The sequence below is a fragment of the Rhodococcus sp. P4_E4 genome (genome assembly GCF_056401575.1).
Genome location: NZ_JBFUJB010000015.1, coordinates 172,573 through 189,482, shown reverse-complemented (window position 1 = coordinate 189,482; position 16,910 = coordinate 172,573). Strand labels below are relative to the sequence as shown.

15 protein-coding genes are annotated in these 16,910 nt (G+C 62.9%); 7 read left to right on the top strand and 8 right to left on the bottom strand.

All coding sequences use genetic code 11. The annotated features are described in order from the left end of the window. Positions 1-104: 104 nt before the first annotated feature. The 3 genes from AC1DVN_RS17620 to AC1DVN_RS17610 are packed head-to-tail and all read left to right on the top strand — an operon-like array spanning position 105 to position 4,119. The gene (locus tag AC1DVN_RS17620) at positions 105-1,100 is read left to right on the top strand and encodes a TauD/TfdA dioxygenase family protein (protein WP_020968920.1); all 996 of its coding nucleotides are present in this window, start codon (positions 105-107) and stop codon (positions 1,098-1,100) included. Beyond that, positions 1,006-3,354, top strand: coding sequence for an arylsulfatase (locus AC1DVN_RS17615; RefSeq protein WP_477994076.1), 2,349 nt, complete (start codon positions 1,006-1,008; stop codon positions 3,352-3,354). The genes AC1DVN_RS17620 and AC1DVN_RS17615 overlap by 95 nt, the downstream gene beginning before the upstream one ends. A gap of 15 nt (positions 3,355-3,369) precedes the next feature. Continuing rightward, on the top strand, positions 3,370-4,119 hold the full coding sequence (locus AC1DVN_RS17610; protein ID WP_003942076.1) for an SDR family NAD(P)-dependent oxidoreductase: 750 nt from the start codon (positions 3,370-3,372) through the stop codon (positions 4,117-4,119). A 19-nt stretch (positions 4,120-4,138) separates the two neighbouring features. Here the strand turns inward: AC1DVN_RS17610 and AC1DVN_RS17605 are convergent, their stop codons facing one another. From AC1DVN_RS17605 to AC1DVN_RS17590, 4 genes are all read right to left on the bottom strand, one after another. Then, positions 4,139-4,900: an ESX secretion-associated protein EspG gene (locus AC1DVN_RS17605; protein ID WP_172933295.1), complete on the bottom strand. Its 762-nt coding sequence runs from the start codon at positions 4,898-4,900 to the stop codon at positions 4,139-4,141. Beyond that, the gene (locus tag AC1DVN_RS17600) at positions 4,897-6,432 is read right to left on the bottom strand and encodes a hypothetical protein (protein ID WP_172933294.1); all 1,536 of its coding nucleotides are present in this window, start codon (positions 6,430-6,432) and stop codon (positions 4,897-4,899) included. Before AC1DVN_RS17600 ends, AC1DVN_RS17605 begins: the two co-directional genes overlap by 4 nt. 127 nt (positions 6,433-6,559) lie before the next feature. Further along, entirely contained in the window at positions 6,560-7,756 is a 1,197-nt protein-coding gene (locus AC1DVN_RS17595; protein ID WP_477994075.1) for a L,D-transpeptidase, read from the bottom strand. Positions 7,757-7,788: 32 nt separating this feature from the next. Beyond that, the gene (locus AC1DVN_RS17590; protein WP_020906754.1) at positions 7,789-8,832 is read right to left on the bottom strand and encodes a UDP-N-acetylmuramate dehydrogenase; all 1,044 of its coding nucleotides are present in this window, start codon (positions 8,830-8,832) and stop codon (positions 7,789-7,791) included. 74 nt (positions 8,833-8,906) lie between these two features. Here AC1DVN_RS17590 and AC1DVN_RS17585 point away from each other — a divergent pair, with 74 nt between their 5' ends. The 3 genes from AC1DVN_RS17585 to AC1DVN_RS17575 all read left to right on the top strand — a co-directional run bounded on the left by AC1DVN_RS17585 (position 8,907) and on the right by AC1DVN_RS17575 (position 10,777). Continuing rightward, the gene (locus AC1DVN_RS17585) at positions 8,907-9,404 is read left to right on the top strand and encodes a DUF2505 domain-containing protein (RefSeq protein ID WP_019744408.1); all 498 of its coding nucleotides are present in this window, start codon (positions 8,907-8,909) and stop codon (positions 9,402-9,404) included. A gap of 76 nt (positions 9,405-9,480) precedes the next feature. Next, on the top strand, positions 9,481-9,981 hold the full coding sequence (locus AC1DVN_RS17580; protein WP_019744409.1) for a DUF2505 domain-containing protein: 501 nt from the start codon (positions 9,481-9,483) through the stop codon (positions 9,979-9,981). Positions 9,982-9,988: 7 nt separating this feature from the next. Further along, on the top strand, positions 9,989-10,777 hold the full coding sequence (locus tag AC1DVN_RS17575) for a hypothetical protein (protein WP_019744410.1): 789 nt from the start codon (positions 9,989-9,991) through the stop codon (positions 10,775-10,777). Between the two features lie 70 nt (positions 10,778-10,847). Here AC1DVN_RS17575 and AC1DVN_RS17570 read toward each other — a convergent pair whose 3' ends face one another. From AC1DVN_RS17570 to AC1DVN_RS17560, 3 genes are all read right to left on the bottom strand, one after another. Further along, positions 10,848-12,890: an Ig-like domain-containing protein gene (locus tag AC1DVN_RS17570; protein ID WP_197940889.1), complete on the bottom strand. Its 2,043-nt coding sequence runs from the start codon at positions 12,888-12,890 to the stop codon at positions 10,848-10,850. A gap of 81 nt (positions 12,891-12,971) precedes the next feature. Further along, positions 12,972-14,402, bottom strand: a complete 1,431-nt coding sequence (locus AC1DVN_RS17565; RefSeq protein WP_069146286.1) for an Ig-like domain-containing protein — start codon at positions 14,400-14,402, stop codon at positions 12,972-12,974. Between the two features lie 311 nt (positions 14,403-14,713). Then, complete coding sequence (locus tag AC1DVN_RS17560) at positions 14,714-15,292, bottom strand: type IV toxin-antitoxin system AbiEi family antitoxin domain-containing protein (protein WP_020906750.1); 579 nt, start codon at positions 15,290-15,292, stop codon at positions 14,714-14,716. A gap of 127 nt (positions 15,293-15,419) precedes the next feature. Here AC1DVN_RS17560 and AC1DVN_RS17555 point away from each other — a divergent pair, with 127 nt between their 5' ends. Continuing rightward, complete coding sequence (locus tag AC1DVN_RS17555) at positions 15,420-16,190, top strand: LmeA family phospholipid-binding protein (protein WP_029254824.1); 771 nt, start codon at positions 15,420-15,422, stop codon at positions 16,188-16,190. On the opposite strand, the gene deoC is transcribed toward AC1DVN_RS17555, so the two are convergent. Beyond that, positions 16,187-16,852: a deoxyribose-phosphate aldolase gene (gene deoC, locus AC1DVN_RS17550; protein WP_020906748.1), complete on the bottom strand. Its 666-nt coding sequence runs from the start codon at positions 16,850-16,852 to the stop codon at positions 16,187-16,189. The two genes, AC1DVN_RS17555 and deoC, sit on opposite strands and share 4 nt — an antisense overlap. Positions 16,853-16,910: the final 58 nt, after the last annotated feature.

Here is a 16,910-nt window from a genome sequence, read left to right as displayed (position 1 = left end):
CCGAGATTCACAAATCAGGTGCGGTAACGATCACACTGACCACAACCCTGTCGAGGCGGATTCTCGCGTGTTTGGGTGGGTGCACTCCCCACGAAAGGTGCACCATGTCTACAGCTTTCGCCAAGCCGACCCTCACGGACGCGGCATCAACGAACGGGGCGGCTGCCGGCGCCGCTCGCGGCACTGTCACCCCCCTCGGCGCGCATATCGGCGCCCGAATCGACGGAATCACTCTCGGCGAGCACCTCGATCCGGCGACGATCTCACTCATCCGACAGGCGCTTCTCGAACACAAGGTGATCTTCTTCCGCGGACAGAACCACCTCGACAACGATTCGCAGTACGAGTTCGCCCAGCTGTTGGGCACCCCGACCACTGCCCACCCCACGGTGAAGTCGCACGGCGCAAAAGTTCTGCCCATCGATTCGGACCTGGGCAAGGCCAACAGTTGGCACACCGACGTCACCTTCGTCGATCGCATCCCCAAAGCTTCGATCCTGCGCGCGGTGCAGCTGCCCGAATACGGCGGTTCGACGACGTGGGCGTCGGGGGTGGCCGCGTACAACGGACTGCCGGATCCACTCAAGGCGCTCGCGGAGAACCTCTGGGCTCGCCACACGAACGTCTACGATTACGCGGCCACCAGCGCCGAGCGTCTCACCGAAGATCGCACGGCCGCCTATCGCGAGGAGTTCCAGTCCACGTACTTCGAGACGGAGCACCCCGTGGTGCGTGTCCACCCCGAAACCGGAGAACGCACGCTCGTCCTCGGACATTTTGTCAAGAACTTCGTCGGGTTGAGCACCGAACAGTCGAACGGTGTGTTCAAGCTCTTGCAGGATCACGCCATCAAGCTCGAGTACACGACGCGCTGGAACTGGGAAGCGGGTGACGTCGCGATCTGGGACAACCGCGCCACCCAGCATTACGCGATCGCAGACTACGACGACCAGTACCGGCGTCTGGAGCGCATCACACTTGCCGGCGACATCCCGGTCAACATCCATGGGGAACGAAGCCGCAGTATCGCCGGCGACGCTTCCGAGTATTCGGTTATCGAAGGTGCAGTTGCGGCAGAAGGTGCCTCGAACAACTCATGACTCACCCGCAGCCGATTCGACCCCGGCGTGGCCCACAGCCACGACCCCGCCTCTCGGATCACCCAACATCGTCGTGGTTCTGATCGACGACATGGGATACAGCGACATCGGACCGTTCGGCTCCGAGATCGAGACTCCCACCCTCGACCGCCTTGCCTCGCAGGGCATTCGAATGACCAACTATCACACGACGCCCCTCTGCTCGCCGTCGCGCGCCGCGCTTCTCACCGGCCTCAATCCGCACCGCGCCGGGTACGGATTTGTTGCCAACGCCGATCCGGGATACCCCGGACTGCGTCTGGAATTGGCCGACGACGTCCAGACACTCCCCGAAATCCTCCGCGGCGCGGGCTATGCGACCTATGCGGTGGGCAAGTGGCATCTCGTGCGCGACGCAAACCTCGCCCCGGGACGAAGTCGTGACTCCTGGCCGACACAGCGTGGATTCGATCGCTACTACGGCTCACTCGAAGGACTCAACTCCTTCTACTACCCCAATCAACTGATCTCCGACAATTCTGTGGTCGACGTCGACGAGTATCCCGAGGGCTACTACCTCACCGACGATCTGACCGACAAGGCTGTCGGGTACATCAAGGACCTTCGCGCCCACGATCAGGACAAGCCGTTCTTTCTCTACTTCGCACACGTCGCCATGCACGGACCCTTACAGGCCAAGCCCGCCGATCAGGCGAAATACCGCGGTCGCTACGACGAGGGCTGGGATCGAATCCGCGAGTCGCGGTTCGCCTCTCAGCTACTGCAGGGACTCTTTCCGGAGGGGACACGACAGGCACCGCGTAACTCCGAACCCGGATTCGACGTGCCCGAATGGCATTCGCTCACGCCGGAGGTGCAGTCTCGGTTCGCCCGCTACATGGAGGTGTACGCGGCGATGGTCGACTCGATCGATCAGAGCGTCGGACGCATCGTCGACACCCTGGACGAACTGGGCGAACTCGACAACACGATCATCGTCTTCACCTCGGACAACGGCGGCACCGCCGAGGGCGGTTCGGACGGGACTCGAAGCTACTTCGCGCAGTTCGCACATATTCAGGATCCGGACTGGGTGGGCGATGTCCCACACGACGAATCCCTCATCGGCGGACCTGAATTGGGCGTGCACTATCCACGTGGATGGGGGCAGACGTCCAACACCCCCTTCCGGTTCTACAAAGGGCAATCCTTTGCCGGTGGGATCCGTGTTCCCTTCCTCCTGTCCTGGCCCGCGGGATTGAAACCCGAAGCGGGCGACAACGGGATCCGCGACCAGTTCGCGTATGTCACCGACCTGACGCCGACGCTTCTCGAACTGGCCGGAATCGAAACCCCCACCGTGCGAAACGGGCTGCCGGTCAAGGAGTTCGACGGTGTGTCGAGCGCGCCGGTTCTGCGTTCACCCACCGCTCCGAGTACCCACACCGAGCAGTACACCGAGGTGACCGGAATCCGCGGCTACTACAAGGACGGATGGAAACTGCTGGCGCTCGCTCCAGCTGACATCGACAAACCGCACTGGCAATTGTTCGACGTCCGAGCCGACCCGACCGAGCTCGACGACCTCGCATCACGGTTTCCCGACAAGGTTCGCGAACTCGCCGAGGCCTGGGACCACTCGGCGTGGGCGAACACCGTGTTTCCTCTACTGGGCAATACCGTCGGCGCGGTTCGCCGTCCGGAGGAGGAGGCACTCTCACGCCCGGTGCGACTACTTGCGGGAACGCCCCCACTGGAGCGCTACCGCTCATCCAAACTGATCGGGTTCCGTGACTTCGACATCACGATCGAACTCGACGGTTACCGCGAAGGCGACGCCGGCGTCCTTGTCGCCCATGGGGATCCACAAGGTGGATATCTTCTCTACGTCGAGGACGGCAACCTGCATCTCGGATACAACGCCTTCGGTTCCTACTCCGTGGCCGATGCGGGGCCATTGCCGGTCGGCACCAAGCGAATCGACGTGTCCGTGGCTGTGTTACCGCGGTTGCGTTGGGACCTCCACGTCAGCGTCGACGGCATTCACGCGGGCCAACTGCTCGGGCAAGTACAACTGGTCGGGATGGCGCCGTGGACCGGCATCTCGGTCGGGGTCGACGCCAGAGGACCTGTGTCGTGGGAAGTACGACGACGCCACGGACCATTCCGGTACAGCGGCGCGCTGCGCGCCGTCACCTACACCCCTGGCCCGGTCAAGGTACCGCGTCGTCACATTGAATCCATCGAACGGGAAGCAGAGTATGCCGCCGACTAGCCCTACGATTGCATCATGACCATTTCTTCCGATGCCCGCATCGCCGTAGTCACCGGAGCCAGCTCCGGAATCGGTGAGGCCACCGCCCGCACCCTGGCAGCTCAGGGATTCCACGTCGTGATCGGTGCTCGCCGCGTCGATCGTCTCGAGAAGATCGCCGAGGAAATCGGTGGTACCGCTCTCGAACTCGACGTCACCGACGAGGATTCCGTCGACGCGTTCGCGGCCGTGGTCCCCCGTGTCGACGTGTTGGTCAACAACGCGGGTGGTGCAAAGGGTCTGGCAACAGTCCTGGACGCCGATCTGGACGACTGGCGGTGGATGTGGGAGACCAATGTCCTGGGCACGTTGCGTGTGACGAAGGCACTGCTGCCCAAGCTGATCGATTCGGGTGACGGTCTGGTCGTGACCATCACCTCGGTGGCCGCGCTGGAGGCATACGACAACGGCTCGGGCTATACCACCGCCAAACACGCTCAAGCCGTCCTTCATCGGACATTGCGCGGTGAACTGTTGGGTAAGCCCGTTCGACTGACCGAAATCGCGCCCGGAGCAGTCGAGACCGAGTTCTCACTCGTCCGGTTCGAGGGTGATCAGGACAAGGCCGACAAGGTGTACGAGGGAATCACACCGTTGGTGGCGCAGGACATCGCCGAGATCATCGGTTTTGTCGCGTCGCGGCCGTCACATGTGAACCTCGATCAGATCATCGTCAAGCCGCGGGATCAGGCAAGCCCCGGTCGGTTCCATCGCACCACCAGCTAGTTCGAATCGCACCGAACAGCTAGAGCCTCGGGCGAATCGACTGACGGAGGACGGAGTCGAGATTGCGTGCAATCTCGGCCTCCGTCACTTCCGCGGAAGCGCCGCGGGCACTCACGGTTTCACCCGCGGTGATGATGTACCGACCGTCGCCGGCATAGTCGTACCAGTGAAACGTTATTCCGTCGTCGGTCGGCCTGCTGTCGACGGCTCCTCCCGGGTATGCGGTGACTTCACCGATCGAGGTCCGCTCTCGGCCGAAGAATCTGCTCACTTCCTCGCTTCCGCGCGCACCGGCTGCGCTGCTCAGAAAGCTCTGCCTCCCGGCAGTTTTCGGCCTTTCGATGCTCACGCCACGCTCCGATCCAGCGGGGCAGGTCGGCAGGTGATCGACGAGCATCCGCGGAATTGCCGATGGGCGTGCCACGGTGAAAACCACGTCGGAGCCACAGTCGACAGTCCTGCCGGGCAGTTGAGTCAGGAGCACACCCAGGTCGCCGGCAACAACACCGTGCAATCGCGTCACCGTACTCATTTTCTGCCCGTGAAAACCGGAAACCTCCACACGAGCATCAGGATTCGCGAGAGCACCGAGAACGTGATGCAGCCGATCGTCGAGCACGGCAGACAGGTGCGCTCCCGCTCGACGTCGCGCCGCTGTCAGCTCGTTCATGGTGTCGGCCGCCGGACGAAACCGCAGCGGGTACGGGAGTCGGTCACGTCCGACCGCTTCCCAGAGAATCTGGAATTCGAGGCCGGTGAACTGCCACTGCATGGTGGTCATTCGCCCAGTACCGCCGGGGAGACCATGGGTAGGTCGCCGATCAGGGCGTTGCCGTTCTCGACGGTGACGAGGTAGCCGGGGGTGTCGTGAACGTTGTCTTCGTCTTGCCCTTGCCCTCGTCCCGGTGCCATGCCGCCGACGCCACCCATCGCTCCCCGACCACTCTGCGCGCCCGTCGCCGAAGTACCGCCAGTTCCGTTGACTCCCCCACGTCCGCCACCGGCGAGGCCACCGCCGCCGCCAGGGCCGCCAGGTCCGAGGGCTCCACCTGGCCCGAAGCCGCCGGTACCGATTCCACCGGCAGATCCTCCACCCGAACCGCTACCCACCGGGCCTGACGGCACACCGGAACCGAGCTGAGCACCATTCGGAGTTGCACGGGCAAGGCCATCCGGCGCTGCACCGGCGGACAGTGGACCGGCATGTGCCGCGGTGGTCCGGGCCGGGCCGGAATCGTTTGCGGACCGGGCGGCGTCGGCACCGGAATTCCCCTGGGCGTCAACACCACTACGGTTGTCACCATTTCCGGAACTGCTGCTGGAAGGGTTCTGACCGGAACCGTCCCCGGCCGGATTTGCACCGCCGGAGTTTCCACCGTCCACTCCTCCACCAACTCCGCCACCCGACGCCGATGGCGCGCCGAGCCCGTTCCCCGTTCCCGAGGCCATACCTCCGCCGGAACCACCACCACCGAATGCGCCGCCACTTCCAGCCCCGCCACTTCCAGCCCCGCCACTGCCGGTGACCGGATTGAAAGCGGCCGGGAGGATCGGCACCTGGTCGTCCGCACGCTTCATGTACGGCAGATACACGTCCTTCATCACCTGGCGCGCTTGACGTTCGGCTTCTTCCGCTTCGTATTGGGCCTGCTTCCACGTAGCCCCGGGAACCAGGCTGAGAAACCTCTCGACCGTCGAGGCGCCGTCGGGTGCCGGAATCGAGCGTTTGGCCTCGTCGAGTGCGATCTTCGCCTCCTCGATCTTGTTCGAGATCAGATCGACCCGCACCTTCAGCTCACCCGCATCAGCCGAGTAGGCCAGCACTGCTTCCAACGCAGCCGAGCCGCCGCGCCCCTGCCAGCCTTCGGTGATTGCACCGTTCACATCGTTCTGGAACTTCCCGATGCCAGATTCCACCCGGCCGGCAATGGCCTTCCAGGCCTCACCGATTGCACTCAGGGTTGCCGGATTCATCTCGTTGACGTGGTTGAAGATTTCGGAGTGCGACATCGCATCGAAAGGATCGTCGTCCACGATTGCATGTTCGCTGTACTCGAGCGATGACGTCTGGGCCGTGAGGGCATCGCGCTCACCCCAGGCTCGTGCGCGCTCTGCATCGGCGTCGGCGGTCGCAACAGCCATCTCGTCGTCGAACGCGCCGCGGTCGTCGGTTACGGATTGCACCAGAGCAGATGTAGCGACTGCGCTCGCGATGGGAGCGCCGACAACTGGCAACGCCGCCACGCCGGACGGGACGGCATGCGTCGCTTCGGAGATCCTGCCAAGCACATCTTCCAGAAATGGAATGCCCACCGCTGCCCCCTGACGTCGAAATCCCCGTCGGACTCCCCCGAGCCGACAGCGCTTACCTGTATTGACGCAAGCAACGCCCGGATGGTTCCGCTCGTCGACGGATTTCTCGGTTCACAGCAGTAGAGACTTACGCCAGTGCAGACATCGACTTCCAGGTCGGCAAATCGATCGCCCAGTCGTAGATGTCGCCGTCCGCAGGCGACAGGTCGATCGACGTGCCGGTCACCTCGACGGGGTCACCGTAGAGGGCGGTTCCGAAGTATTCCTGCGCGTCGGATGTCGACAGGTTGATGCAACCGTTCGTGACGTTCGACGAGCCCTGTACCCCGGTGGTCTGAGGATTGGCGTGGATGAATTCGCCGTTGTTGGAGATGCGCACCGCCCAACGCTCACGCACGTTCTCGTAGAACGGCGGATTGGACATCATGAAGTCTTCGTACTTCTCCGTCACCATGTGAATGCCGCTGCGCGTGACGTTTCGAGGTTCGTTTCCCTCGCCGTAGCTGACGGGAATGTCCATGATCGTCTGACCGTCTCGCACCACCTGCATGCGGTGGCTCGGCGCGTTCGCCTTCACGATCTGGCTACGACCGATCGTGAAGTCGAGCGTGAGATCCTGGTCGCCGTAAGCGCCACCGCCGTAGTTCAAGCCGTAGAGCTTGGCGTCCAGATGGACAGTTGTGCCCGGCACCCAGTAATCGGCCGGTCGCCAATGGGCCCGTGATCCGCCGTTGTCGTCGGCCAGCCATGCCCACGATCCGGCGGTGGGCGGCACGGTGGTCACGACAAGCGCCTTCTCGACGGCCGCCTTGTCGACGACGGAGTTGTCGAACTGCAACGTGATCGGTGCCGCGATACCAACTTCCTGGCCGTCGGCGATGTTGAGGGTGGCGCCGGTGGTCGACTCCGGGGCGACCGTCGTAAAGCTCCCCTGCACTGGCACGGATTTACCGTCGGTTCCGGTTGCCGAGCCCGACCACGAATACGTGGTGCCGTAGCCGAGTGCCTCACTGACGGTGAACGTCGTCTTGTCAGGCGAGAGTTGTCCGGCGACGGCCTTACCGGCCGCGTTGCTGAGATTGACGTCGGCCAGTGTTCCCTGGGTCACCGCAACCGAGACGCGCGCGACCGGGCTGACGTCTTTGGTACCGGGTGCCGGCGTCGACACCACGGTCGCAACAAGCGCTGGTTCGGCGGCCGCCGCACCGCCTTGTCCGTCCTTGCCACCGATCGTGCAGCCGACGGCGGCCACCATCACCGCGAGCAATACAGCTACCAACGCAACAACACGCGAACGACTTCTCCGACCACCCAGCTCATGCACTTCAACAGGCTACCTGCGGGCTCCGTCAGGAATCAGATGGTGAAGCCCACAGTTACCGGTTCCGGTTCCAGGTGGACGCCGAACGCGGCTTCGACGCCGTCGCGAACCGTCCGCGCGAGCGAGACCACATCCGCGCTCGTTGCCGACCCTCTGTTGGTCAACGCCAAGGTGTGTTTCGTCGACAGCCTGGCCGGTGCATCTTCACCGGGATAACCCTTCGAGAATCCGGCCCGTTCGATCAACCATCCGGCCGAGAGCTTGGTTCCACCACTGCCCGGGAACTGCGGCACGGTGACGTCTCCGAGCTGTTCGGTTATTGCTCCGAGCACAGCGGGCAGCTTGTCGTCCGGCACCACGGGGTTGGTGAAGAATGAACCCGCGCTCCACGTGTCGTGGTCGTACGGATCGAGCACCATCGCCTTGCCGGTCCGCAATCCCAGAACCGCCTCGCGGACCTGCGACGCAGGCAACCGCTCGCCTTCCTCGGCCCCGAGTGCAGTGAACAGTTCGCGGTACGCGAGCGGGGCGCTCAATCCGTCGGTCGACGCATCGAATTCGACGGCGAGAACCACTGCTGCATCGGAATGCTTGAGAACGCTCGACCGGTAGCCCAACTCGAGTTTCGACGGTTCGACCCACGACACTTCGCCGCTGCGTCGGTCGAGCAATTGAACCTGCCGGAGCCGCGAGCCCACCTCGACGCCGTACGCGCCGACGTTCTGCACCGGCGTCGCACCGGTCGAGCCCGGAATCCCGGACAGGCATTCGAGGCCGCCCAGTTCCGCGGCGACGGATTGGCCGACTACTTCGTCCCACACTGCGCCCGCTTCGGCAATGACGCGGTCCGTGTCGAGGCTCACGGTGGTGTTGGCCACACGAACGACAACTCCGTCGAATCCCGCGTCCGAGATCACGAGATTCGATCCGCCGGCGAGAATCAGCGTCGGGATCTGCTCGCGATCGAGCAGCGTCACGACGTCGATCAACGACTGCGTCGTCGGGCATTCGGCGAGCAGCCGCGCCGGTCCCCCGATTCGGAGCGTCGTCAATCCCGACAAGTCAACGTTCTCGGACACGAAAGCGCCTGATTCCACGACGCGTCTGCCAATGGTTACGTCCCACACATCGATAAACGGTAGCCTCCACAATCGTGAGCCGTCGCATCGAGCATTCGTCGAAGTACACAGTCCCCGCCGAGAAGGTCCATGAGGCGGTGACCTCCGAGCAGTACTGGCGCGACCGAATCGTCGCTGTCGGTGGTCCCGGCGCGGCGATCGAAGAGCTGACCGTTCGCGACGAGACCGTCGCGGTCACGATGTCGCAGATCATTGCTGCCGAGCATCTCCCGAGCATGGTGTCGAAGGTCGTCAACGGCGACATCGTCATCAAGCGCAGTGAGACGATGGCTCCTTTCAAGGACGGCAAGGCCACTGGCACCTTCTCCGCCCACGTCGACGGTGTTCCCGCCCGTATCGAGGGCACGCAGGTCCTGACTGGCGACGAGAACTCCGCCACTCTCGAGATCGAGGGTGAGGTCGAGGTCAAGATCCCGTTCCTCGGCGGAAAGATCGAAAGCGCGATCGTCGACGAGGTTGTCCGGCTCATCCAGGCCGAACAGGACTTCACCCGGGAGTGGATCGCGAAGTAAGATCCTGCGGGCGGCGATAGTTGTGGATACGGCCAATTTGGCTTGTCACAGCGCGTAACAGGTATTCTTTCCGATCATGGCTCGCCGCATCGACTACTCCGCCCGCTATCAGCACTCCCCCGAGCAGGTCTACGCGGCACTGGCGGACCGCTCGTACTGGGAGGCCCGCGTCGAGGAGATGCGCAAGCATTCCGAGAACCATGTGGAACATTTCGAGGTCACCGATTCCGGAATCGATCTCGTACTGCACCACATTCTTCCGCGCACCGATTTGCCGGACATTGCTCAGACGGTGATGAAGAAGGATCTGGTCATCACGCGCAAGGAGTCGTACGGCGCCTTCGGTGACACCGTGACCGGAACGTACGAAGCGTCCATCCCGGCCGGGCCGGGGAATCTGTCCGGGACCATGGAATTGTTCGCGACCGATACCGGGTCCACGCTGCGAACCACGTCCGAGGCGAAGGTCTTCATACCGTTCATCGGCGCGAAGTTGGAACAGCTCATGCTCATCAACCTCGTCGATCTGTTCCGCACCGAAGCCCAGGTCACGGCGACCTGGCTCGCCGCACGCTGAATCCGGCGTGAAGAAGGCTCCACCCCCGAAGATCGAGGGGGTCATCACCCGTGGCACGACGGGGATCAACAGACTGCGACGAAGTGACCGGTGGATCGTCCACAACCGCACTATCGCTCGCGCCCTGAACAATGCGGCCGATCCGTTGATCGTCGACCTCGGGTACGGGGCGAGGCCGGACACCACCTTCGAGATGGCAAGCCGCCTCACCGCTGTCCGGCGGGATCGACGCGTCATCGGGCTCGAGATCGACCCCGCTCGCGTAGTCGAGAGTCGTGACGGTGTCAGCTTCGCCCGTGGCGGATTCGAACTGGCCGGTCTCACACCCGTTTTCGTACGCGCCTTCAACGTCCTCCGGCAATACCCGGAGGACGCGGTGGACTCTGCGTGGGCACACATTCAGTCCGGCCTCGCCCCCGGCGGACTGCTACTCGACGGAACCTGCGACGAGCTCGGGAGGCGTTGCGCCTGGGTGCTTCTCGACGCCGATCGTCCATTGACCCTGACACTGGCCTGGGACCCCTTCGACATCGAGCGTCCTTCCGACATCGCGGAACGTCTCCCGAAGGCTCTCATTCACCGCAACGTTCCAGGTGAGCCGATCCACGCGCTGCTCAGCGCGGCCGATCGAGCCTGGGCCACCGCTGCGCCACACGCCTCGTTCGGACCTCGACATCGATGGGCTGCCGCATTGGAAATTCTTCGGGCGCAAGGAATTCCCGTGCAACCCGCGCGACGACGTCTTCGCGACTGCATCCTGACGGTGCCATGGCATGTCGTAGCGCCGAACCCCTGAACTCGCAGACGGGAAACGCCTCGCCGCAGAGGTTGTCTCCGCGGCGAGGCGTCCGTGTGCAGGCGTCGGGCTAGGACCCGAAGATGTTTTCCAGGCTTCCCAGCGAACCTGTCGAACTGCCGCCGTTGCCGGGATCGCCGCCGTCGGGCTCTGCCGTGACCTTGACGGTAACTGCGGCCTGGGTCTCGGAACCGAGGTAGCCGTCAGTTCCGCTGAACACCGCGGTGATTCGGCGATCTCCGAGTTCGGTGAAGGTGTGCGAGAGCGTGGCCTTACCGTTCACTACCGCAACCGGTCCACCGATCGGGGTGGTTCCGTCCATGAACTGAACGGTTCCTGCGCTGAGCGTAGGTGCCACTGCCGCAACGAGATCAACCTTCGCGCCCTTGACCGCTGACGCCGCAGCGCTCACGGTGATGGACGTTTCCTGATCCTCCGCGGCCGGAGCCGTGACCGAAACCGACTGAGCGGCCGAGGTAGAAGTGAGGAATCCCGTTGCACCCGAGTAGACGGCCGTGATGTCGTGCGTACCGACGCTCGCGAACTCGTGCATGATCGACGCCTTGCCCTCGACGACCGGCACCGGCGAGCCGAGATTGCCCGAGCCGTCCTTGAACTGCACTGTGCCGCCAACCGGCGTCGGCGTGACGGTTACGGACAGACCAACTGCCGTACCGGTTTTTGCATCCGCCGGAACGGTCAAGACCGTCTGGGTCTGCTGGTCGGTGGGAGCCGGCGCCTTGACGTTCACAGTCTGGGTGTTGGACGTCGAACCCAGGTAGTTGCCCGAACCCGAGAATACTGCGGTGATGCTGTACTCGCCCGCCACGTTGAAGGTCGGCATGGTTGTCGCCTTACCCGTGGCGTCCACTGGAACCGAGGGGCCCAGATCCCTGCCACCTTCCTTGAACTGCACGGTGCCACCTGCAGCACCGGTCGAGACCGAGGCAGTGAACGACAATGCCTCACCGGTCGACGCCGTCGACGGGCCGACGAGTGTGGTCGTTGTGTTCTCCTCGACCACCACCGGAGCGACTGTCAACGCATGCGGCGCCGACGTCGAGGCCTGGTAGACACCGGAACCGGAGTACACCGCCACGATCGAATGCGCGCCTTCTGCATAGGAATTCGTCAGCGAGGCCTTGCCGTTGGCATCGACGGTAACGGCGCCGCCGAGGTCGGTTGCACCGTCTTTGAACTGCACCGTGCCACCCGCCGGAGTAGGCGACACCGTAGCCTCGACGGTCACGGACTCACCTGCAACTGCACTTGCGGGACCGGTGATCGCGGTTGCAGTGCTCTTGTCCGCTTCGGACACGACGACGTCGACAGCTGACGACGTGGAGGTCGCCACCTTTGCATTTCCGAGGTACTTGGCCGTCACGCTGTGGGTTCGGATGTCAGCCGGCGTCCAGGCAAGTGTTGCAACACCATTGGCGAGCGCGCCCGCACCGATCTTGGTGGCACCGTCGAAGAACTCCACCGAATCACCGTCGGCACCACCGGTCACCGTCGCGCTCAGCGGAACAGGTTGTCCCAACTTCACGCCACTGGCCGGTGACAGCGTCGTCGCCGAAATGTTCTTCGACACCGTCACCGCCGGGCCCTTGTTCTGGAAATCGGAACTCGTCACTGACGCGTTGTAATGCACCGAAGTATCCAACGGCACCTCACGCGCACAATCCGCGCCCACCGTGTACTTGAACTCGAAAGTCTTCGAGTCGTTGTTGTACAGCGGCCACTCTGTCAGTGACCCCTTCACACGAACAAAATCAGCACCCTTGGACTCGACACTCCGCGTCGAACCATTCACCTTCGCCGAACCCTCGACGTACGTCAGACATGTCGGATGAACATCCTTGATCGCATACAGGTAATCCACGACGATGTTCTTCCGCTTGAACACAGTCTTCACGGTGATCGTCTCGCCCTCGGACGGAGTCACATTGCTGATCGTCCGCGTGTATTCGTAGTTGTTCGCATTCCACGTCAACGAACCCGGTGTCTCCGGCGCAGCTCCCGCAACCCCGAGACCCGTAACCGCCGCGAAACCCGCAGCAACAGCAAACACACTCAAACCTGCAACTGCACGACGTGCAGAACCTACAGACATAGATTTTCCTTCTCGAGAAGTGAGGGATATGGGTGATGCCCCACCACCTGAAGCGGGCGGGGCATCACCGGGTATCGATTGCTAGGAGCCGAAGATGTTGCCGAGGCTGCCGAGCGAACCGGTGCCGTTGCCAGGTTCTTCACCGTCGACCGGTGCGGCGATCTGGACGGAGACCTGATCGGAGGATGCCGTCACCGTGCCGGCGCCCGAGTACTCCGCCGCGACAATTCGCTGACCCTGAGTTGCGGGCTTCCACGAAAGGCTGGCCTTTCCGGATGAATCGACCGTAGCCGTGCCGATGACGGTCTCGCCGTCCTTGAAGGTGACTGTGCCACCGGCATTTGCAGGACTGATCTGAGCGGAGATCGTCTGTGCAACGCCGACCTGCCCCGCTACTACGCTGAGATCTGTTGTGGAGCTTGTTGTTCCGGCGGGCTGTTCGGCGACTGTCACATTCGCGGTGGTACTCGACCCGGTGACGCCGGATCTGCCGGCGAACACAGCCTCGACGTTCTGCGCACCGGCAACCGTCGGAACCCAGGCGTAGGTCGCTTCACCGTTGCCTGCCACCGGCACCGAAGCGAGCACCGTTCCGCCGACCTTGAACGTGACCGTTCCACCGGTGCCCGACGCGGACACAGTCGCTTTGAGAGTGGTCGACTTGCCGACCTGCGCGCCCGAGATCGGCGCCAGCGTCGTACTGGACTGAGCATCGGCCTGCGAAACGTTCACGATCAGCGCTGCCGAAGCGGAACCGACGGCACGCGCCGTGTCGGCGAACTTCGCTGTGATCGAGTGGTCTCCACGGGTGGTCGGTGTCCAGGCAAGTGTTGCAACACCATTGGCGAGCGCGCCCGCACCGATCTTGGAACCTGCGTCGAAGAACTCCACCGAATCACCGTCGGCACCACCGGTCACCGTCGCACTCAACGTCACCGGCTGCCCCACCTGAGCGCCACTGACCGGTGACACGGCCGTCGTCGAGACGTTCTTCTGAACATTGATCGACGGGCCACGACCATTCGTCGTGTCGTCAACGAACACCGTCCCGTCGAAATGCACCGTCGTCGACAAATTGGTACCACGAGCACAATCCGCGCCGACGCGATACTGGAATTCGAACGTCTTGACGTCACCGCCCCACATCGGCCACTCCGTAGCACCCGCACTCAACCGAACAGAATCAGTAGCCACCTCGTTGACACGGAACGCACTACCGTTCACCGTCGCCGAACCATCGACATACGTCATACACGCCGGATGAAAATCGCGCACCGCATACAGATTGTGAACCCCAGCAGTTCGCTTGAACACCGTCTTCGACGTGATCACATCACCCTCGGACGGCGTGCCGTTACTGATCGTCCGAGTCACCTTGTACCCATCGGAATTGAACTCAGCCGTCACCGGAGCCGCACCAGCAACCCCGACACCCGCAACCACCGCGAAACCCGCAGCAACAGCAAACGCACTCAAACCACCGACAACACGACGAACACCACTCACGGACATCCACATCCCTCTCGCACACGGGAGCAGACAGCCGTCCAGGACAAGCGTCCGTCTGCTTTTGATGCCGTGACGTTATCCCATTGACTGTAAAGTAACTACGCTTTTCGCCGAATTAGTTCATCGCCGACATCACCAAGCTGCAGCGATCATGGGTCGAAAGTCCCGAAGTACTAGTCCAGATATCGCCCCACCTGCACTGAAGTCAGAATATTCGCCCCGAAGTAGCGCATTTCAAATCTCTGATATTGGTGTCATATTCGATTTCAAACGTGATGCCAGAAGGTCGCAGAAGCATAGAAAATCAATCTCGACTACAGGCTTGCGGCGAGCGCCAACTCCACTCGGACGGCAACGTCGATGCTCGCGTTTTCACACGAGAGATACAACTCGTGCGCGTCCAGTCGACCTATCGCTACCGCATCGGCGACTACTTCGTTGAGCAGAACTTGAGAAATTCCACCTGATGCGAGGTCGTGCACGGTGCGCAGAGGCGTGGTGATGCGGATGGGTCCAATCTGTTCGCACTCGTCGTCCGCGAGCGGCAGTCGGTGCAGGGCGACTTGGCGGGTCGGCGCCGCGAGTGGGTGCGCTGTCGAGAGATGAATGAAGCGAGGTTGCAGGTGCCCGAGGCCATGTAGATCTGCGGCGCTGTAATGCGAGACGGTGGCGCTACCGGCGAACCACGTGCACCACTTCGCAAATTCGTCCAAGGCAGTATGTCTGACGCGTTCGAGGCGAAAGAGTCCCCGGCACTCACATGTCCATGTTCCGGATTCCGTCATCTCCTCCATCGACGCCAGACCGAAACCCAGTTCGGACGCTTGGAGAGCCGTGACAAATCCACACTGTCGCAGCGCCAGCAGCTCGAGTGATTCGTAGTCCGAAGCCATGACCACCTCCGGTGACCGTCGAAAACGCCGTTTCGAACAGACTACGGGCGACTGTGTCGCGCATCACAGGAATGAGGAAGTGCGTATTCACAGAGTTCGTTCAGACTCGTCGGGAAGAATCTGGCGAATGACTGTCGCAGCGAACAACCCTCGTCCGCGCAACCGAGTGCTCGTCATCCTTCTCGTGGTGATCGCCGTGCTCGTGGCGGCACTCGTCGGTGGAGAACTGTACGTACGCAACCAGGTGAAGACCTGCATGGCCGATCAGTTCCAGAGCGAACTGGGATCCCAGGTCGACGTCGGGTTGAGCTGGAAGCCCGTACTCCTGCAGGCAGTCGACAAGAAGGTGCCGTACATCAGCATCGACAGTGACGACTCTTCGTTCGGCCCCGCAACGGGCATGCAGGTTCACGCGAAGGTGAACGACATCAACTTGCAGCCCTCGGCGGGTAACAGCGGCACCATCGGCAGCTCCAGCGCCGACGTCACCTGGTCTACCGCAGGCATTCTCGCCACCTTGCAGGAGCAGACCTTCGGTGGCCTCGTCTCCGGCGTCACCGCCGACTCGAGCGCCGGAACACTCGCGTTCGACGTCGGACCGGTCGGGCTCGCGAAGCTCACGGTCAAGCCCACCGTCACCAACGGTGTGGTCGACGTTCAGACCGTCGGCGCCGAGATTCTCGGATTGGGTCTGCCGACAGACCTGGTCGACGGCATCGTCCAGACACTCACCGACAGCCTGCAGACGTACCCGCTGGACATGAAGCCCACCAAGCTGACCGTCACCGACGACGCAATCCAGATCTCACTGGAGGGCGGCGCTTACGCCATGCCCGTCGCCGACGCGAACAACCAGAACGCCTCGGCGGTGCCGGACAGCTGCGGCCTGCTGACCTAGTCGGTCAGACCGTCCAATACTGCTCGGGTTCCGGACAATCCGAGACGGGTGGCGCCGGCCGCAATCATGTCGAGTGCGGCCTGCGTCGTACGTATTCCGCCACTGGCCTTGACTCCCACGCCTGGGCCGACCGTCCGTGCCATCAGTTCGACGGCCTCGACCGTCGCCCCACCCGCGGGGTGGAAGCCGGTGGAGGTCTTGACGAAGTTCGCCCCGGCGCGCACGGCCGCGCGGCAGCATTCGACGATGGCCTCGTCGGACAGAGCAGCGGTTTCGAGAATCACTTTGAGGATCGCACTCTCCCCCATCGCCTCACGGACGGTGAGGATGTCTGCGAGCACAGCGCTGTAGTCGCCCGCGACCGCCGCTCCTACGTCGATGACCATGTCGATCTCGGTAGCGCCCTGATCGACGGCCAGTCGCGCTTCGGCACCCTTGACCAGTGAATGATGCTTCCCCGACGGGAATCCGACGACGGCCGCCGTCACCAGTCCGTCGGCGCGAATCGGCAACATCGACGGCGAGACACAGACGGCCAGCACACCGAGACTGCGCGCCTCGTCGATCAGGGCGGTCACATCGGCCGCGGTGGCTTCGGGTTTGAGGAGAGTGTGGTCCACCATCGCGGCAACCTGGGAACGAGTGAGTGCAGCTTCAGACATGATGGAAAGCTTGGCACACCACCACGCGACCGTCGCCGCAGCCGCACCTGAGAGACTA